Genomic DNA, 18,781 nt, shown 5'->3' on the forward strand with positions numbered 1-18,781 from the left:
TTACTTTTAGGTTGTGTTATAAAGTTACGATTTTTTTAACACAAAAATTGATTACGCATTATAATATTCAAAAGCTTTTAAAATAATATCATTCTCTACTATACAATTTATTTTTGGAGTTCCAATTGCTTCTAAAAGTACAAAGTAAACAATGCCATGAGAATTTTTCTTATCGTATTTAAGCAAATCTATAATAGGCGCAAAGTCTTCTTGTAGAATAGGATGGTGTCCAAAAATAGTTGTAATTACAGTTTTTATGTCCTCACAATCTTGTTTTGAAAAGTTTAATAGTAAATGCGAAATATAAGTCGCTAAAACCATTCCAATAGCAATTGCTTCGCCATGTAACATGGCTTCTCGTTTACTGTTTTCTAAATAATACGATTCTATAGCATGACCTAAAGTATGACCGTAATTTAAAGTTTTTCTAATATTCTGTTCCGTTGGATCCTGATTTACGATGTCTTTTTTTATTTGAATCGATTCGTATATCAAAACATCTAAATCGTTAACCGTAATTACCGACAAATCTTTCATTGCATCCCAATATTTGCGGTCTTTTATTAAGCCATGTTTTAGCATTTCTGCAATGCCAGAACGCATTTGATGCTCTGGTAAGGTGTCTAAAAACTGAGTATCTATTAAAACCATTTCGCCAGAATTAATAACACCAATTTGGTTTTTTAAGTGTCCAAGATCTACTCCTGTTTTACCTCCAACCGAAGCATCTACCATAGCCAAAACAGTAGTTGGTACGTTAATATAAGCAATGCCTCTTTTAAAGGTTGAAGCCACAAAACCTCCTAAATCTGTTATAACTCCACCACCAAGATTTATCAATACACTGTTTCGGTCTGCATTAAGTTCTGAAAGCGCATTCCAAACACCAACACAGGTCTCTATGGTTTTGTGAATTTCACCATCTTCAATTTCAATAATTTCTATAGTTAAATCGGTTTCAATTTTAGAAATAAACTCTGGCAAACACAGATTATGAGTGTTATTATCTACTAAAATAAAGAGTGTAGAATAATTTTTAGACTTTAAATGCGAGTTTAAAGCTACGTAACATTGTGTATTAAAGTGGATTGCGTAATCTTGCGTTGTAATGGAATTCATTTAAATAGTGTTGAAATCTATGGTGTGAAAATAACACCTTTTTTGTAAATATAATATGAACTATAATTATATTTGTTACATTAAATTATCCTTTTTTAGATGTCCACAGAACGAATTTTTGAAAACACCGAAATTGCTTTTAAGCTTAAAAGTGATTCCGAATTAGAACGTGCTTATTTTTTATTTAAAATGATTTCTAAACAACCTTTGGTTAGAATAGGCACAGCAGTTACCAATTTTGCTTTAAATATTAATTTGCCTGTAGAAGGGCTTATACGATCTACTGTGTTCGACCATTTTTGTGGTGGAGTTAGTGAGGATGATTGTCTGGAAACTATAGATAAAATGTACTCTGAGGGTGTGTGTTCGGTTTTAGATTATTCTGTAGAAGGTAAAGAAAGTGCTAATCAATTTGACGATGCTAAAGCAAAAATATTGAAGCTTATTGGTTTTGCAGACGAGAAAGAGGCAATGCCAATTATTGTATTTAAACCAACAGGTTTTGGTAGATTTTATTTATTTCAGAAAAAAGGAGAAGGAAAGGCGTTTACAACGGAAGAAGAAGCAGAATGGCAACGTATTGTTGGTCGTTTTGACGAGGTTTGCAAACTCGCAAAGCAAAAAGATGTCGAAGTTTTAATTGATGCTGAAGAAAGCTGGATGCAAGATGCAGCAGATGAGCTAATTGAAGATATGATGCGCAAATACAATACAGAAGTTCCTATTGTTTATAATACTTTACAGACTTACCGTTGGGACAGATTAGACTATTTAAAAACGTTGCACGAAAAAGCTAAGGCAGATAATTTTAAAGTTGGTTTTAAAATTGTTAGAGGTGCTTACATGGAAAAAGAACGAGATCGTGCAGAAGAGAAAGGGTATGAGTCTCCAATTTGCCATAGTAAGCACGACACAGATGTAAACTTTGATACCTGCTTAACGTATATGTTAGATAATTTAGACGACATTTCTGTTTTTGTTGGTACGCATAATGAGGAAAGCACGTACTTAGCGATGGATATAATGGCTAAAAAAGACATTTCTAAAAGTGATAATCGCGTTTGGTTTGGTCAATTGTATGGTATGAGTGATCATATTAGTTTTAATTTGGCAGATAAAGGCTATAATGTTGCTAAATATGTACCATTTGGACCAGTTAAAGACGTGATGCCTTACTTAATACGTCGTGCGGAAGAAAACACTTCTGTAGCAGGACAAACCTCTAGAGAGTTAGATTTATTGAAAAAAGAGCGTAAACGTAGGAAACTTTAAGTTATTAGTTATCTGTTATCAATTAACAATTATCATTAGCCATTAGCCATTAGTCATTAGTCATTAGTCATTAGTCATTAAAAACATAATGTCTGGTCGAGCGCAGTCGAGACCTCATTAAGCTCTAAAAAATTCTTCTAAAAAATAGAGTACTAATTAGTTATCAATAATCATTAGTCATTAGTCATTAAAAAAATATTGTCTGGTCGAGCGCAGTCGAGACCTATTTTACTATAGCTAATTAGTGTATATAACTTTTCAGCTATTTCCAAGTAATAGACTGTAAAGTCGCAATACTATCGCAATTTTCAATACTTAGCCAAGCTTCTTTATCGTTTAATTCGCCTTCAATTTTAAACACACCACATGGTTCTTTCCTGGTATCGCTTTCAGAGAAATTAACATCACCTTTTCTAATTACATAGTTTAGCTGTGTGGTATCTATGCGTTCTTCATTTATAAAGGAAAGAGTAGAGGCGCTAAATACCATTTTTTTAGTGCTTATGTTTTTTAAAACTCTAGCTTCTGGACCATAATCGCAAGAGGCTTTTTTACCGTTTAAAAAAAAGGCTAAAATTACTAATCCGATAGCAAAACCACCAAAGTAGTAGCCAAAACGTTGAAATAAATTCATTTGTTTGTTTTTTTTCTAAGTAACAGCAGTTGTTAGAGTAAACTTCAAATTAAAACAATAGTAAATTAATATCACTATGTTTTAAATCAAACCATTCTCCAACAGACCTGTTAGTTAAAATTCCGTGGTAAAAATACAACCCATTTTTTAAACCTTTATCAAAACGAAGCGCATTTTCTATACCACCATTATCTGCAATTTCTAAAAGATAAGGCGTGAAAATATTACTTATTGATATTGAGGCAGTTCTGGAATATCGTGCAGGAATATTAGGTACGCAATAATGTATAACACCATGTTTTTTAAATGTAGGATGCTTGTGCGATGTTACTTCGCTTGTTTCAAAACATCCTCCCATATCAATACTTACATCAATTACAATGGCACCATTTTTCATGCTTTCTACCATAGCTTCCGATACAATGATTGGAGATCTGTTTTTTCCTCTAACTGCACCAATAACCACATCGCAACGTTTTAAGGCTTTAGTTAGGTATTTTGGTTGAAGTGTTGACGTGTAAAGTGTTGTATTTAAATTGGTTTGGATACAACGTAATTTTGTAATAGAATTATCAAAAACTTTAACGTTAGCACCAAGTCCAATGGCGCTTCGTGCAGCAAATTCGCCTACAGTTCCTGCGCCAAGTATAACCACCTCTACAGGAGGAACACCACTAATATTACCAAACATTAAACCATTACCTTCTGTTGCATTACTTAGTAATTCCGACGCTATTAATACCGAAGCAGTACCTGCAATTTCGCTTAACGAGCGTACAGCAGGATAGGAGCCATCCTCATCTCTAATAAACTCAAAAGCTAAAGCTGTAATGCGTTTTTTTGCTAGAGTTTCAAAATATTTTTTATGTTGTGTTTTTAATTGTAATGCAGAGATTAATATGGTTTGCGGATTTATATGCTCTAGCTCCTCTATAGTTGGAGGTTCCACTTTTAATATCATAGGACAAGCATAAACCTTTTTGGTGTCTTTAGTAATTTCGGCACCAGCTTCGCTATAATCTTTATCGCTAAATTTAGCGCCTTTTCCTGCTCCAGATTCAATAAGTACTCTGTGGCCATTATTAACGAGTGCAGAAACAGCATCTGGTGTTAAACACACACGTTTTTCTTGGAAAGCCGTTTCCTTTGGAATCCCAATAAACAACTCGCTTTTGTGCTTTAAAATTTCTAAAGTTTCTTCCTGCGGAAGCAATTGTGCTTTGGAAAAAGGAGTAAGTGGTTTAGACATGGTTTGCTATTGTATTATAGCAGTTAAAATACAAATAAATTTTGAGATGAAGGTTTAAAGTTTAAAAATACTGCTTCAACTTTCCCCAAATTGTTTTTGGTCTAAACGTAAGCTCGTCTTCTAGTTCTTGCATAGTTTGGTTAACAGAATTTATTCGGTTAAAAATACGAGCGCGAACTAAATAAATGGATGGAATTATGATTGCCATTATTGGAATGAGGTATAATAATTGAAATTCATCAATATACTTTATATCTTCATTTATTGCACCAACAATTTGGTATGAAAACATCGAAATAGGTACAATAATAGCATGATACCACCAATGACGACAGGTAAAAAACCAGACAAATAATAGTAGTAAAGGAATTAGCTTCATCAATATGGACCAAATACCTATTTGTGCGTCTTCATAAAAACTACTTTTATATGTGAATAAGAATGTATCCCAAGTTTCTGTTGTTGGAACATATTCATATAAATAAAAAATAAAGGGAGTAGAAGCTATAAATGTAGCTAAAATACTCCCAATGATAATATCTTTTGTAAACGGCTTTTTATCCGTGTTTTCTGATTTTAAGTTTCGATTTGTCGATTCCGTTTTCTGTTTGATCATTTAAGTCAATTAAATTTGTTGCTTGTGCAGTAAATGCTACACCTCCGAAAATTGCTAATGCAATTAAATACTTTTTAGTTTTCATAATTATAAGGGATTAAATTAATTAATAACCCTAATTTATAGAAACACTATTTATTATTGCGTTTGAAATGTTAAAAAAATGTTAAAATTAACAAAAATCCTGTTTTCTTGTTGCGGATTATCCGCAAAACAGAAGTTTTCTTACAGAAATTAACACTTAAATTCCAAAATTCTGTTCATATTTTTGTCGGTTTTGATAACTATAACGTTATAGTTTTCTGGTAGAAGTGGTAACACCAAATTTGGCCATTCAATAAATATCCAATGGTTGGAGTGTAAATAGTCTTCGATTCCAAAATCGTAAGCCTCTACTATATCCTGTAATCTATACAAATCAAAATGGTATATAATATCATCTTCTAATTCATATTCATTAACCAAAGAATAAGTAGGACTACTAACTTCATCGTTGCTCCCTAAGGCTTTTACTAATGCTTTAATGAGTGTCGTTTTACCCATTCCCATTTCGGCATCAAAAACTATAACCTTAGAAGTGGCACTATTAATTAGTTGTTTAGCCACGTCTTCCAAATCGTTTAACGCATAACTTATTTTCAAATCCTTCAAAAAATTTTCGTTGCAATTATATTTATAAAAATCGAATAAAACTAATTTTTAGTGTATTTCGTCGGATTTTTTTGAATTACAAAGGATTATTTAGGGAGAAGTACTACAAATGGAATAATCATTTCCTCTAAAGACACACCTCCATGTTGGTAAGTGTTTCTATAGTAGCTTACATAATGGTTATAATTATTTGGATAAGCGAAGAACAAATCATTTTTAGCAAATATAAACGAGCTATTCATACTAATAGAAGGTAAAAAAATAGTTTTTGGATCTTTTGCAGCCAAAACATCTTTCTCTTGGTAGCTTAAACTTCTACCAGTTTTGTAACGTAAATTTAAACTGGTATCGCGATCTCCAATAACTTTAGATGGGTTTTTAACATTTATAGTACCATGGTCTGTTGTTATAATTAATTTAAAACCCATTTGTTGTGCCTGTTGTATCATTTCTAATAATGGCGAGTTTTTAAACCAGCTTTGCGTGAGTGAGCGATAGGCTTTATCGTTAGAAGCCAACTCTTTTACAACATCCATTTCGGTTTTAGAGTGCGAGAGCATATCTACAAAATTATACACCACAACCGTTAAATCGTTGTCTTTTAATCCTTTAAAGTTGTCTGCTAATTTTTTTCCATTAGTTAAATTGGTAATTTTATAATACTCGTGTTTTAGGTGTGTGAGTCCTAAACGCTTTAATTGTGCGTTTAAAAAATCGGCTTCGTGCATGTTTTTTCCACCTTCGTCTGTATCGTTTTTCCAAAACTCAGGATGCAGTTTTTCCATATCACTAGGCATTAAACCAGAGAAAATAGCATTTCTGGCATACTGTGTAGCCGATGGTAAAATGCTAAAAAAAGCAGATTCTTTTTCTTTTTTATAATGGGTATTTACAAAAGGCTCAAAAGCTTTCCATTGGTCGTATCGTAAATTATCTACTACAATTAATAAGGTAGGTTGGTCTTTGCTAAGCTCTGGCGCAATTTTATCTTTAAATAAATTATGCGATAGTGTTGGTGCATCTACATTAGGTTTAAACCACTCTGGATAGTTTTTATCTATAAACTTCCCAAATTGTAAATTAGCTTCAGATTTTTGAGATTCTAAAATTTCAAACATACTAGCATCTTCAATATCTTCGAGTTGTAATTCCCAATAAATTAGTTTTTGGTATAAATTCACCCATTCTTCATAAGTGTTAACCATAGCCATATCCATAGCTATTTTTCTAAATTCTTGTTGGTAATTAGAGGTTGTTTTCTCAGAGACTAAACGCGAGTGGTCTAAATTCTTTTTTAAACTTAATAAAATCTGATTTGGGTTTACTGGCTTAATCAAGTAATCTGCTATTTTATTACCAATAGCTTCTTCCATAATATATTCTTCTTCACTTTTAGTAATCATTACTACAGGAAGCGTGTCTTGTTTTTCTTTAATTTCGTTTAATGTTTCTAATCCTGTAAGTCCAGGCATGTTTTCGTCTAAAAACACAATATCAAAATTAGTATCATCTAAAATTTCTAAGGCTTCAGTACCACTTTTACAAGGAGTAACATTGTAATTTTTTTTCTCTAAAAAAAGAATATGAGGCTTTAGTAAATCTATTTCGTCATCAACCCAAAGAATATTTATCATGTTGGTGTATATTTGTTTAGTTATTCATAAAAAATTTAAAGTTTGCAGACTAAAAACAAACTCAAGATATTAAACGATCCAATTTACGGATTTATTACGATACCAAATTCGTTAATTTTTGATTTAATAGAGCATAAATACTTTCAGCGGTTACGTAGAATTACTCAAATGGGATTATCATATTTGGTATATCCAGGAGCGCATCACACACGTTTTCATCACGCTATTGGTTGTATGCACTTAATGCAAAAAGCTGTGCATGTGCTTCGTTTTAAGGGAGTTGAAATTTCTCAAGACGAAGAAAATGCACTATATATCGCTATTTTATTGCACGATATTGGTCATGGTCCTTTCTCACATGCTATGGAACATAGCATAGTAAATGGTATTTCTCATGAGGCTATATCGCTACTTTTTATGGAAGCTTTGAATAAAGAATTTAACGGAAGTTTAACGTTAGCCATCCAAGTTTTTAAAGGCGAATACAAACGTAACTTTATGTATCAGTTAATTTCTAGTCAATTAGATATGGACAGAGCAGACTATTTAAAACGCGATAGCTTTTACACAGGAGTTGCCGAAGGAAACATAAATAGTGAGCGTTTAATTACCATGTTAAATGTAGTAAACGATAATTTGGTAGTAGAAGAAAAAGGGATTTATAGTGTCGAAAAATTTCTGGTTGCCAGACGCCTTATGTATTGGCAAGTATATTTGCACAAAACCAGTGTAGTAGGAGAGCAGTTGCTAATTAGAGTATTAAAACGCGCTAAACAACTAGTAAGTTCTGGTACTACATTGGAAGGAAGTAAACCTTTACAGTTTTTTTTAAATAATGAAATATCTTCTGAAGAATTCGATACCAATGCCTTAGACACTTTTGCCGAGTTGGATGATTACGATATAGTTTCTGCAATGAAAGCGTGGCAATATCACGACGATTTTGTGCTGAAACATTTGTGCGATATGATAATTAACAGGAAGTTTTTAAAAATTAAGGTAAAAAAGAAGCCTTTTGAAAACAAACAATTAGATAAACATATTAATAGATTAGTAAAAGACTATACTATAACTAAAGCTGAAGCTGAGTATTTTGTATTTACAGACACTATATCTAACCAAGCTTATAACGAGAAACAAGACAATATTAACATTTTGCGTAAAAACGGAAAAATCACTGATATCGTTAAAGCTTCAGACCAATTAAACCTCAAAGCCTTAGCGCAACCAGTAACTAAACATTATATATGTTATCCAAAAGAAAAAATGTGATTCTTTTTTTCTATTTTTGCTTTCAATGAATTTTACAGCAGAACAAATAGCAGGTATATTAGAAGGTGATATTGTAGGCAATCCAGATATTGAGGTTTCTACACTTTCAAAAATTGAAGAAGGTAAAACAGGTTCATTAACCTTTTTGTCTAATCCAAAATACACACCATATATATACTCTACTAAAGCATCTATTACAATTGTAGATAAAGATTTTGAGCCAGAACAAGCCATAACCACTACACTTATTAAGGTAGAAGATGCTTATAAAGCGTTTTCTAAATTATTAGAATATTACAACCAAGTAAAGCTTAATAAATCTGGAATAGAGCAATTAAGTGTTATTTCTAAATCCGCAACATTAGGAAAAAACATTTATGTTGGTGCGTTTACAACTATTGGAGAAAATGTAATTATAGGAGACAATGTTAAAATTTTTCCTGGATGTTATATAGGCGATAATTGTAAAATTGATAATGATACTATTATTTTTTCTGGAGCAAAAATATATTCGGAAACAGAAATAGGTAAATACTGCGTTATAAATTCTGGTGTAATATTAGGAGCAGATGGTTTTGGATTTGTACCAAACGAAGATGGAGAATACCATAAAGTCCCACAAATAGGTAATGTTATTTTAGAAGATTTTGTAGATATTGGAGCTGCAACCACTATAGACAGAGCCACTTTAGGCTCTACCATTATAAGACGAGGTGTGAAGCTGGATAATCAAATTCAAATAGCACACAATGTAGAAATAGGAAAAAATACTGTAATTGCTGCGCAAACTGGTATTGCAGGATCTACTAAAATTGGCGAAAATTGCCAAATTGGTGGTCAGGTAGGATTTGCAGGACATTTAACCATTGGAGATAATGTAAAAATCCAAGCACAATCTGGTATAGGAAGAAATATTAAAGACAACGAAATTTTACAAGGCTCTCCAGCTTTTAATTATGGAGACTGGAATAAATCGTATGTCTATTTTAAAAACTTGCCTAAAATGGCAAAAACAATAAATGAATTAGAAAAAAAAGTAGATGGCAATAGTTAACACAGAAACAAAGCAAAAAACCATTGAAAAAGAAGTGTCTTTAACAGGTGTTGGTTTACACACAGGTAAAGAGGTTACACTTACGTTTAGGCCTGCTCCAGAAAACTCTGGTTTTGCATTTAAACGCATTGATTTAGAAGGAGAACCAAGCATACAAGCAGATGCCAATTTTGTAACCAATACGCAAAGAGGAACTTGTTTAGAACGAAATGGAGTAACCATACAAACTTGTGAGCATGTTTTAGCCGCATTAGTAGGTTTAGATATAGATAATGCGATAATAGAACTTAATGCTTCAGAACCACCAATTATGGATGGCTCTTCAAAGTTTTTTGTCGAAGCTATAGAAAAAGCAGGTATTGTTGAGCAAGAAGCCTTTAGAGAAGAATATGTTGTGCAAGATGTCATTTCTTATACAGACGAAGACACAGGAAGTGAAATTTTAGTAATGCCTTCAAAAGAATACCAAGTCACTACAATGGTAGATTTTGGCACCAAAGTATTAGGAACTCAAAATGCGACATTAACACATCTTTCAGAATTTAAAGAGCAAATTGCAGATTCCAGAACATTTAGTTTTTTACACGAGTTAGAAACTTTATTAGAAAACGGGTTAATTAAAGGAGGAGACCTAAATAATGCTATTGTATATGTAGATAAAGAATTATCTCCAGAAACGATGGAGCGTTTAAAAGGTGCTTTTAATAAAGATTCTATAAAGGTAAAACCAAATGGTATTTTAGATAATTTAACACTGCATTATCCTAACGAAGCAGCTAGGCACAAATTATTAGACGTAATTGGCGATTTAGCTTTAGTAGGAGTAAGAATACGTGGAAAAGTGATTGCTAATAAGCCAGGTCATTTTGTAAATACGCAATTTGCAAAAAAATTATCCAAGCTTATTAAAAACGAAAGACGAAATAATGTCCCTCAAATAGATTTGAATCAAACCCCATTAATGGATGTGAATCAAATAATGGAGATGTTGCCTCATAGACAACCATTTTTACTATTAGATAAAGTGTTTGAACTTACAGAGAGTAAAGTTATTGGAGTTAAAAATGTGACCATGAACGAGGAGTTTTTTAAAGGTCATTTCCCTGGAGCTCCTGTAATGCCTGGTGTATTAATTGTAGAGGCTATGGCGCAAACAGGAGGTATATTGGTGCTAAGTACAGTACCTGATCCAGAAAATTATTTAACATTTTTCATGAAAATGGATAATGTAAAGTTTAAACAAAAAGTTGTACCAGGAGATACTTTAATCTTTGAGTGCTCGTTAATTTCACCAATACGTCGAGGTATCTGCCACATGCAAGGTTATGCATACTCAAACGGAAAACTTTGCGCAGAAGCAGAGTTAATGGCACAAATATCTAAAGTAAAATAATTAAGTAAACATAGTTTAGCTGTTTATGTTTAGATGTTAACTAAAACATTTCTACAAAAACAACTTAACAACAAACAATTTATAAATGAACCAACCATTAGCATACGTACATCCAGGAGCAAAAATAGCAAAGAATGTTGTTATAGATCCTTTTACTACAATACATAATAATGTGATAATAGGAGAAGGAACTTGGATAGGAAGTAATGTAACCATTATGGAAGGTGCTCGTATTGGAAAAAACTGTAACATTTACCCTGGAGCTGTTATTTCTGCTGTGCCTCAAGATTTAAAGTATAATGACGAAGACACGCTAACTATTATAGGCGATAATGTAACTCTAAGAGAATGTGTGACCATAAATCGTGGGACAACAGACAAGATGAAAACTGTAATTGGAGATAATTGTTTAATAATGGCTTACTGCCACGTTGCGCATGATTGTGTGGTTGGAAAAAACTGTATTTTCTCAAATAATAGTACACTTGCAGGTCATATTACTGTTGGCGATTATGTAGTATTGGCAGGAATGACTGCTGTACATCAATTCTGTTCTATTGGAAATCATGCCTTTGTAACTGGTGGATCGTTGGTGAGAAAAGATGTGCCTCCTTTTGTAAAAGCTGCGCGAGAACCTTTATCTTACGTCGGAATTAATTCTGTAGGTTTAAGAAGACGAGGGTTTTCAACTGAAAAAATTAGAGAAGTACAAGATATTTATAGAATATTATATCAAAAAAACTACAATACCACTCAAGCTTCAGATTTAATTGAAGCAGAAATGGAAGCCACTCCAGAACGCGATGAAATTCTTCAATTTATTAAGAACTCGCATCGCGGAATTATGAAAGGCTATTTTAAATCTAGTTAAACTTATAACACAAAAACATAAATAATTAAAGGAGAAGAAAATTTCTTCTTATTGAAAATTCGGTAAACGAAAACCTCAATAAAAACTTAACAATAAATAACTATGGCAACTACTAGCGATATTAGAAACGGATTATGTATTAGATACAATAACGATATCTATAAAATTATTGAATTTTTACACGTTAAACCAGGTAAAGGTCCTGCATTTGTAAGAACAAAAATGAAAAGTGTTACTAACGGAAAAGTGTTAGATAACACGTTTTCTGCAGGACATAAAATTGAAGACGTTAGGGTAGAAACGCATAAATTTCAATATTTATATAATGATGGAGAATTTTATCATTTTATGAACGAAGCAGATTATACTCAAATTCGATTATTGGAAGCCGCTTTAGATACACCAGAGTTAATGAAAGAAGGAGAAGTGGTTACAGTTATTATTAATACTGAAGACAATATGCCACTCTCTGTAGAAATGCCTGCAAGTGTAATTTTAGAGGTAACAGCAACAGAGCCTGGAGTTAAAGGAAACACTGCAACTAATGCTACTAAACCTGCAACAGTAGAAACTGGAGCAGAAGTAAATGTCCCTTTATTTATAAATGAAGGCGATAAAATTAAAATTGAAACAGATAAAGGAACGTATAAAGAACGCGTTAAAGAATAAAGACCCAATAAACGAGTATCAATAATCACTTATCAGTGAATTTGATAACTAATCATTGATAACCGAAAATTGAAAAATGAAATTCCCCAAGCCACATGCTTTAAAACAAATTGCACAATTAATCAATTGTGAGTTTGTTGGTTCTGAAGATTTTCCTGTTTTAGGAATGAATGAGATTCATGTTGTAGAATCTGGTGATATTGTTTTTGTAGATCATCCAAAATACTACGACAAAGCATTGCAATCTGCAGCTACTGTTGTATTAATAAATAAAAAAGTAGATTGTCCACAAGGGAAAGCGCTTCTTATAAGTGATGATCCTTTTAGAGACTTTAATAAACTCACACAACATTTTAAACCTTTTCAAAGCTCTAATGTAAGTGTGTCGCCTTCAGCTAAAATTGGAGAAAACACAATACTACAACCCAATTGCTTTATTGGTAATAATGTAACAATTGGCAACAATTGCGTTATACACTCAAATGTTAGCATTTATGACGATACTGTTATTGGAGATAATGTCACTATACATGCAGGAACCATCTTAGGAGCTAGTGCATTTTATTATAAAAACAGACCAGAAGGTTTCGACCAATTAAAATCTGGAGGACGTGTAGTAATCGAAAACAATGTAGATATTGGAGCGCTTTGTACTATAGACAAAGGTGTTACGGGAGACACTACAATTGGAGAAGGCTCTAAATTAGACAATCAAATACAAGTAGGTCACGACACCATTATTGGTAAAAAATGTTTAATAGCCTCTCAAGTTGGGATTGCTGGCTGTTGTATTATTGAAGATGAAGTGACAATTTGGGGACAAGTAGGCACCAATAGTGGAATAAAAATAGGCAAAAAAGCAGTGATTTTAGGTCAAACAGGTGTTACAAAATCTGTTGCTGGTGGAAAAAGTTATTTTGGAACTCCAATCGAAGAATCTCGTGCAAAACTAAAAGAATTGGCCTATTTGAAAAAAATTCCAGAATTATTAAAACAAATAAAAAAACAAAATGATGGAAGCTAAAGCAATAGTTAAAGCGTTTTACGATTCAGATTTAGCAAAAGATGAAACCATAATCGATACGTTTCATAAAGACTGTATTTTACATTGGAATAGTAGTCAAGGTTATACAAAATTTGATAAAAACGGGATAGCAAATATGCTTTCAGGAGTTAGAGATGCTTACACATCTTTTAACTACAGACTTAGCCATCTATTAGAAGATGATAATACGGTTACTGCTAGATATACAATTTATGTAACACCAATAGAAAGTCCAGAATTAGGCGAGCAGCCCTTAGCTCAATTTATTTCTATTTGGGAAGTTAAAGAGGGTAAACTCTATAAAGGATACGAGATTAGCCAGCTATACGACGATAGTATAGGTAATGAAGCATCCTATTCAGAAATAAAAGTTTAAAAATTAATTTATTAATCCTATTCAAAATATTACTTTTGCAAATAATTGCAAACTATTCAACAATAAATAAATAAAAAGAACATATAATATGAGCGTTTTAGTTAATAAAGATTCAAAAATAATAGTTCAAGGATTTACAGGTAGTGAAGGTACGTTTCATGCTGGACAAATGATTGAATATGGAACAAATGTAGTAGGAGGCGTAACACCAGGAAAAGGTGGACAAACGCATTTAGACAAGCCTGTTTTTAATACAGTATCAGAAGCTGTAGAAAAAGTAGGAGCAGATACTACCATTATTTTTGTACCACCAGCTTTTGCTGCAGATGCAATTATGGAAGCTGCAGACGCAGGAATTAAAGTCATTATTACAATTACTGAAGGTATTCCTGTTGCAGACATGATTAAAGCGGCTGCTTATATTAAAGATAGAGAATGTAGGCTAATTGGACCTAACTGTCCTGGAGTTATCACTCCTGGTGAAGCAAAAGTAGGTATTATGCCAGGTTTTGTATTTAAAAAAGGTAAAGTTGGTATTGTATCTAAATCTGGTACATTAACTTATGAGGCTGCAGATCAAGTTGTAAAGCAAGGTTTAGGAATTACTACTGCAATTGGTATTGGTGGAGATCCAATTATTGGAACTACAACAAAAGAAGCTGTGGAGTTATTAATTAACGACCCAGAAACAGAAGCAGTTGTAATGATAGGTGAAATTGGAGGTCAATTAGAGGCAGATGCTGCAAATTGGTACAAGGCAAGTGGTAGTAAAAAGCCTGTAGTTGGTTTTATTGCTGGAGAAACTGCACCTGCTGGACGAACAATGGGTCACGCTGGAGCTATTGTTGGTGGTAGTGATGATACAGCACAAGCAAAGAAAAAAATTATGAGAGCTTGTGGTATTCACGTTGTAGATTCACCTGCAGAAATCGGAAAAAAAGTAGCAGAAGTCTTAGGCTAATCTGTTAAAATATTTATAATTCATTAACGTTATAAGTTCGTAGGCAGTACATTAGCCTACGAACTTTTTTTTTAAATCTAAATTACCAACAATGAAACACTTTAAAATTCTTTACCTTTTTGCAGTTCTATTATTTGTTACTGGCTGTAAAAAGACTAATAGCGACACCTTAGCTATTAAAACCGAAACTCAAAAAGATGCTCAAGGCTTCTCTTACGAGGCTGTATCTAACGATCCAACAGGATTACGCTTATATACTTTAGACAATGGTTTAAAAGTATATTTAAGTAAAAATACCGATGAGCCTAAAATACAAACTTACATTGCTGTAAGAGCTGGACATGTTAACGATCCTAAGGAATCTACAGGTTTAGCACACTATTTAGAACACATGCTTTTTAAAGGAACCGATAAATTTGGTACTACAGATTGGGAAAAAGAAAAAGAATATATTGCTAAAATTTCAGATTTGTACGAGCAGCATAGAGCTGAGCAAGATCCAGAAAAGAAAAAAGCGATATATAAAGAAATAGATAAAGTTTCTTTAGAAGCTTCAAATATATCTATTGCAAACGAGTATGATAAAATGATAAGCTCACTGGGAGCTACAGGTACAAATGCACATACTTGGTACGAAGAGACAGTTTATAAAAATAAAATTCCTGCAAACGAATTATCTAAATGGCTAGATTTAGAAAGCGAGCGTTTTAGCAAATTAGTATTACGCTTATTTCACACAGAATTAGAGGCAGTTTACGAAGAATTTAATAGAGGTCAGGATAGCGATGGTCAAACAGCTTATACAACAATGTTAGAAAACTTATTTGCAAAGCATCCTTATGGTCAACAAACAACTATTGGCACTAGCGAGCATCTTAAAAACCCATCATTAGTAGATATTAATAATTATTTCAATAAATATTATGTGCCAAATAATATGGCAATGGTATTAGTTGGTGATTTAGATTTTGATAAAACTATTAAAATGGTTAACGATAGTTTTGGTAAACTTGAAAGAAAAGAATTAGAGCACCCAACATTTCCAACTGAAGACGAAATAACAAGTCCAATCGAAAAAGAAGTTTTTGGACCAACTGCAGAATATGTTTCTGTAGCCTATCGTGCTCCAGGAATTAATACTGATGATGCTAAGCTTTTAATATTATGTGATATGATATTAGCTAATGGCAACGCAGGTATTATAGATTTAAACCTTAATCAAAAACAAGTCGTACAACGTGCCAATTGCTCTCCTCGTTTATTAAACGATTATGGGTTTCATAGATTTACTGGGTCTCCTAAAGAAGAACAAACTTTAGAAGAAGTGAAAGATTTATTGTTAGCACAAATCGATAAACTTAAAAAAGGAGAATTCGACGAGTGGTTATTAGACGCTGTAATTAACGATTTAAAATTAAGTGAAACAAGAAATTTTGAGTCTAGTACAGGATTGGCAACTGCTTACTACGAAGCATTTATACATGAACAAGATTGGAAAGATAAAGTAAATTACTACAACGAATTAAAAAAATATACTAAGCAAGATGTTGTAGATTTTGCAAATAGTTTCTATAAAAATAATTACGTAACTGTTTATAAACGCAAAGGAGTAGATAAAACTGTAGTTAAAGTTGAAAATCCAGGAATTACACCTGTTAATTTAAATAGAGACAAGACTTCAGCTTATATGGAAGCCTTTAACAAAATAGAATCTGAAGACTTAGCGCCTAAATATGTAGATTATAAATCTGCAATTAAAAATACTAAAACAGATAATGGTATAAAAGTATCCTACATCGAAAATAAAAATAACGATTTGTTTGACATGAATATCATTTTTGATATGGGAAGCGATAGTGACAAAAAATTAAGCCTAGCTGCTGGTTATTTAGACTATTTAGGTACAGATAAATATACAAACGAAGAGCTAAAAAAAGAGTTCTATAAATTAGGTATTTCCTATTATGTAAATGCGCAAGGCGAACAAACTTATGTTGGTTTAAGTGGTTTAAAAGAAAATTTACCTAAAGGTTTAGAGTTGTTGTCTCATTTATGGTCAAATGCTGTTCCTGATGCAGATGCTTACGACAAATATGTAGAGTCAATTGCAAAAGGAAGACAAGACAACAAAACAAATAGAGGAAGTATTTTACGTTCAGGATTATTAAATTATGGTAAATATGGCGAAAATTCTAGGTTACGTAATATTATTCCTGTTAGCGAATTAAAAACTATAAACCCTCAGGAGTTAGTAGAGATTGCAAAAGACCTTAAAAATTATAATCAACGTATTTTTTACTACGGAAAAGATGTTGATAATGCTATTGCAGCAGTAAATGATTTTCATAAAGTATCTGAGGAGTTAAAAGACTATCCAGAAGCAATTACCTACGAAGAAAAGGAAACAGGAGGAAATGTCTATTTCGTAGATTACGATATGGTACAATCGGAAATGATGTTTTTAGCAAAAGGAAAACCATTTACACCAGAAAACATGGCTGCTTCAACATTGTTTAACACCTATTTTGGTGGCGGATTATCATCTATTGTATTTCAAGAAATTCGCGAATCTAAATCATTAGCCTATTCTGCGTGGTCTAATTATTCTACAGCCAGAAAAAAAGACGATGCAAATTATGTAATGGCATATATTGGCACGCAGGCTAATAAAATGCCACAAGCTGTAGATGCTATGATGAATTTAATGAACGAAATGCCACTTGCAGAAGAGCAATTTAACGCTGCCAAAGAAGCCACATTAAAAAAGATTGCTGCGCAACGTATTACTAAATCTAATATTTTTTGGAATTATGAGAGACTTCAAAAGTTAGGAATAGAAAATGACAATCGCGAAGAAATGTATAATGCCATAAAAGACATGACTATTGAAGATTTAAAAGAATTTTTCAATAAAAACATTAAAGGCGAAAGCTACAATGTTATGGTAATTGGTAATAAAAAGGATATCGATTTTAATGCTTTAGGTAAGCTAGGAAAAGTGCAAGAAATGGATGTCGATTATTTATTTAATTACGAAAAATCGCAAGATGTAAAGCTTTAAAATTTTTAAAGAATTTTTAAGTAAAGTATTCAACACCAAAATCCTCATAATTAACTCTAAATTATGAGGATTTTTTTATTCAATAGAATTAGTAATTAGTATATTTGAAGTGCTAACCAGAAAACATATCACATGAAATTATTAGAAGGTAAAACCGCAATTATAACAGGAGCCAGTAGAGGAATTGGTAAAGGTATTGCTGAAGTATTTGCAGATCAAGGAGCAAATGTAGCATTTACTTATAGCTCTTCTGAAGCTGCAGCAAAAGCATTAGAAATAGAGTTAAATAGCAAAGGCGTAAAAGCCAAAGGCTATAAAAGTAATGCCGCTAGTTTTGACGAGTCTCAAAATTTAGCCGAACAAGTACTTGTAGATTTTGGGAGCATTGATGTTTTAGTTAATAATGCAGGAATTACAAAAGATAATTTATTAATGCGAATGGGAGAAGAAGATTTTGATAAAGTTATCGAAGTCAATCTTAAATCTGTTTTTAACATGACCAAAGCTGTACAACGCACAATGTTAAAACAACGTAAAGGCTCTATTATAAATATGAGTTCTGTTGTTGGTGTTAAAGGTAATGCAGGGCAAGCAAATTATGCAGCATCTAAAGCTGGTATAATAGGATTCTCAAAATCTGTAGCACTAGAGTTAGGATCAAGAAATATACGTAGTAACGTTATTGCTCCTGGTTTTATAGAAACCGAAATGACTGCAAAATTAGACGAAGAGACTGTAAAAGGCTGGAGAAATGCTATCCCTTTAAAAAGAGGTGGTACACCAGACGATATTGCTAACGTATGTGTATTTTTAGCAAGCGACATGTCTGCTTATGTTACAGGCCAGACCATAAATGTAGATGGAGGAATGTTAACTTAATACAACACAATTTAAGCCTGTTTTA

Annotated in this window: 17 protein-coding genes; 11 read left to right on the forward strand and 6 right to left on the reverse strand. The window is 32.5% G+C overall.

Going from position 1 to position 18,781, the window contains the following annotated elements; all coding sequences use genetic code 11:
* Positions 1 to 51: 51 nt before the first annotated feature.
* Entirely contained in the window at positions 52 to 1,119 is a 1,068-nt protein-coding gene (aroB, locus tag ACVC5O_RS07135) for a 3-dehydroquinate synthase (protein ID WP_452220786.1), read from the reverse strand.
* A gap of 99 nt (positions 1,120 to 1,218) precedes the next feature.
* Here aroB and ACVC5O_RS07140 point away from each other — a divergent pair, with 99 nt between their 5' ends.
* Positions 1,219 to 2,391 carry a proline dehydrogenase family protein gene (locus ACVC5O_RS07140; RefSeq protein ID WP_452220787.1) on the forward strand — a complete coding sequence of 391 codons (1,173 nt, stop codon included), beginning with the start codon at positions 1,219 to 1,221 and terminating at the stop codon, positions 2,389 to 2,391.
* 262 nt (positions 2,392 to 2,653) lie between these two features.
* On the opposite strand, the gene ACVC5O_RS07145 is transcribed toward ACVC5O_RS07140, so the two are convergent.
* The 5 genes from ACVC5O_RS07145 to porX all read right to left on the reverse strand — a co-directional run bounded on the left by ACVC5O_RS07145 (position 2,654) and on the right by porX (position 7,175).
* Positions 2,654 to 3,025: a hypothetical protein gene (locus ACVC5O_RS07145; protein WP_452220788.1), complete on the reverse strand. Its 372-nt coding sequence runs from the start codon at positions 3,023 to 3,025 to the stop codon at positions 2,654 to 2,656.
* A gap of 49 nt (positions 3,026 to 3,074) precedes the next feature.
* Positions 3,075 to 4,274 carry an alanine dehydrogenase gene (locus ACVC5O_RS07150; protein WP_452220789.1) on the reverse strand — a complete coding sequence of 400 codons (1,200 nt, stop codon included), beginning with the start codon at positions 4,272 to 4,274 and terminating at the stop codon, positions 3,075 to 3,077.
* Positions 4,275 to 4,335: 61 nt separating this feature from the next.
* Positions 4,336 to 4,890, reverse strand: a complete 555-nt coding sequence (locus tag ACVC5O_RS07155) for a hypothetical protein (protein ID WP_452220790.1) — start codon at positions 4,888 to 4,890, stop codon at positions 4,336 to 4,338.
* Between the two features lie 234 nt (positions 4,891 to 5,124).
* The gene (tsaE, locus tag ACVC5O_RS07160; protein ID WP_452220791.1) at positions 5,125 to 5,532 is read right to left on the reverse strand and encodes a tRNA (adenosine(37)-N6)-threonylcarbamoyltransferase complex ATPase subunit type 1 TsaE; all 408 of its coding nucleotides are present in this window, start codon (positions 5,530 to 5,532) and stop codon (positions 5,125 to 5,127) included.
* A gap of 95 nt (positions 5,533 to 5,627) precedes the next feature.
* Entirely contained in the window at positions 5,628 to 7,175 is a 1,548-nt protein-coding gene (gene porX, locus ACVC5O_RS07165) for a T9SS response regulator signal transducer PorX (RefSeq protein ID WP_452220792.1), read from the reverse strand.
* 42 nt (positions 7,176 to 7,217) lie between these two features.
* On the opposite strand from porX, the gene ACVC5O_RS07170 reads away from it, so the two are divergent.
* The 10 genes from ACVC5O_RS07170 (at position 7,218) to fabG (ending at position 18,756) form a co-directional block, all read left to right on the forward strand.
* On the forward strand, positions 7,218 to 8,447 hold the full coding sequence (locus ACVC5O_RS07170) for an HD domain-containing protein (RefSeq protein ID WP_452220793.1): 1,230 nt from the start codon (positions 7,218 to 7,220) through the stop codon (positions 8,445 to 8,447).
* Between the two features lie 25 nt (positions 8,448 to 8,472).
* Positions 8,473 to 9,501 (forward strand): UDP-3-O-(3-hydroxymyristoyl)glucosamine N-acyltransferase, encoded by a 1,029-nt coding sequence (lpxD, locus tag ACVC5O_RS07175; protein WP_452220794.1) that lies wholly within the window; start codon positions 8,473 to 8,475, stop codon positions 9,499 to 9,501.
* Positions 9,488 to 10,894, forward strand: a complete 1,407-nt coding sequence (locus tag ACVC5O_RS07180) for a bifunctional UDP-3-O-[3-hydroxymyristoyl] N-acetylglucosamine deacetylase/3-hydroxyacyl-ACP dehydratase (RefSeq protein WP_452220795.1) — start codon at positions 9,488 to 9,490, stop codon at positions 10,892 to 10,894. The genes lpxD and ACVC5O_RS07180 overlap by 14 nt, the downstream gene beginning before the upstream one ends.
* Positions 10,895 to 10,979: 85 nt before the next feature.
* On the forward strand, positions 10,980 to 11,765 hold the full coding sequence (lpxA, locus tag ACVC5O_RS07185; RefSeq protein ID WP_452220796.1) for an acyl-ACP--UDP-N-acetylglucosamine O-acyltransferase: 786 nt from the start codon (positions 10,980 to 10,982) through the stop codon (positions 11,763 to 11,765).
* Between the two features lie 102 nt (positions 11,766 to 11,867).
* Positions 11,868 to 12,434, forward strand: a complete 567-nt coding sequence (gene efp / locus ACVC5O_RS07190; protein ID WP_452220797.1) for an elongation factor P — start codon at positions 11,868 to 11,870, stop codon at positions 12,432 to 12,434.
* Positions 12,435 to 12,510: 76 nt separating this feature from the next.
* Positions 12,511 to 13,458: a UDP-3-O-(3-hydroxymyristoyl)glucosamine N-acyltransferase gene (locus tag ACVC5O_RS07195; RefSeq protein WP_452220798.1), complete on the forward strand. Its 948-nt coding sequence runs from the start codon at positions 12,511 to 12,513 to the stop codon at positions 13,456 to 13,458.
* Positions 13,445 to 13,855, forward strand: a complete 411-nt coding sequence (locus tag ACVC5O_RS07200; RefSeq protein ID WP_452220799.1) for a nuclear transport factor 2 family protein — start codon at positions 13,445 to 13,447, stop codon at positions 13,853 to 13,855. Before ACVC5O_RS07195 ends, ACVC5O_RS07200 begins: the two co-directional genes overlap by 14 nt.
* Positions 13,856 to 13,943: 88 nt before the next feature.
* Positions 13,944 to 14,816 (forward strand): succinate--CoA ligase subunit alpha, encoded by an 873-nt coding sequence (sucD, locus tag ACVC5O_RS07205; protein ID WP_452220800.1) that lies wholly within the window; start codon positions 13,944 to 13,946, stop codon positions 14,814 to 14,816.
* A gap of 91 nt (positions 14,817 to 14,907) precedes the next feature.
* The gene (locus ACVC5O_RS07210; RefSeq protein ID WP_452220801.1) at positions 14,908 to 17,877 is read left to right on the forward strand and encodes a M16 family metallopeptidase; all 2,970 of its coding nucleotides are present in this window, start codon (positions 14,908 to 14,910) and stop codon (positions 17,875 to 17,877) included.
* 132 nt (positions 17,878 to 18,009) lie between these two features.
* Entirely contained in the window at positions 18,010 to 18,756 is a 747-nt protein-coding gene (fabG, locus tag ACVC5O_RS07215) for a 3-oxoacyl-[acyl-carrier-protein] reductase (protein WP_452220802.1), read from the forward strand.
* The last annotated feature ends 25 nt before the right edge of the window (positions 18,757 to 18,781 follow it).

The organism is Lacinutrix salivirga (genome assembly GCF_053604675.1).

Excerpts from the sequence above, each read along its gene's own strand:
- sucD (WP_452220800.1), top strand. The coding sequence starts at position 13,944 with ATGAGCGTTTTAGTTAATAAAGATTCAAAAATAATAGTTCAAGGATTT.
- aroB (WP_452220786.1), bottom strand. The coding sequence starts at position 1,119 with ATGAATTCCATTACAACGCAAGATTACGCAATCCACTTTAATACACAA.
- ACVC5O_RS07210 (WP_452220801.1), top strand. The coding sequence starts at position 14,908 with ATGAAACACTTTAAAATTCTTTACCTTTTTGCAGTTCTATTATTTGTT.
- ACVC5O_RS07155 (WP_452220790.1), bottom strand. The coding sequence starts at position 4,890 with ATGATCAAACAGAAAACGGAATCGACAAATCGAAACTTAAAATCAGAA.
- ACVC5O_RS07180 (WP_452220795.1), top strand. The coding sequence starts at position 9,488 with ATGGCAATAGTTAACACAGAAACAAAGCAAAAAACCATTGAAAAAGAA.
- efp (WP_452220797.1), top strand. The coding sequence starts at position 11,868 with ATGGCAACTACTAGCGATATTAGAAACGGATTATGTATTAGATACAAT.
- ACVC5O_RS07145 (WP_452220788.1), bottom strand. The coding sequence starts at position 3,025 with ATGAATTTATTTCAACGTTTTGGCTACTACTTTGGTGGTTTTGCTATC.
- ACVC5O_RS07140 (WP_452220787.1), top strand. The coding sequence starts at position 1,219 with ATGTCCACAGAACGAATTTTTGAAAACACCGAAATTGCTTTTAAGCTT.
- fabG (WP_452220802.1), top strand. The coding sequence starts at position 18,010 with ATGAAATTATTAGAAGGTAAAACCGCAATTATAACAGGAGCCAGTAGA.
- lpxD (WP_452220794.1), top strand. The coding sequence starts at position 8,473 with ATGAATTTTACAGCAGAACAAATAGCAGGTATATTAGAAGGTGATATT.
- ACVC5O_RS07150 (WP_452220789.1), bottom strand. The coding sequence starts at position 4,274 with ATGTCTAAACCACTTACTCCTTTTTCCAAAGCACAATTGCTTCCGCAG.
- ACVC5O_RS07195 (WP_452220798.1), top strand. The coding sequence starts at position 12,511 with ATGAAATTCCCCAAGCCACATGCTTTAAAACAAATTGCACAATTAATC.
- lpxA (WP_452220796.1), top strand. The coding sequence starts at position 10,980 with ATGAACCAACCATTAGCATACGTACATCCAGGAGCAAAAATAGCAAAG.
- porX (WP_452220792.1), bottom strand. The coding sequence starts at position 7,175 with ATGATAAATATTCTTTGGGTTGATGACGAAATAGATTTACTAAAGCCT.
- ACVC5O_RS07200 (WP_452220799.1), top strand. The coding sequence starts at position 13,445 with ATGATGGAAGCTAAAGCAATAGTTAAAGCGTTTTACGATTCAGATTTA.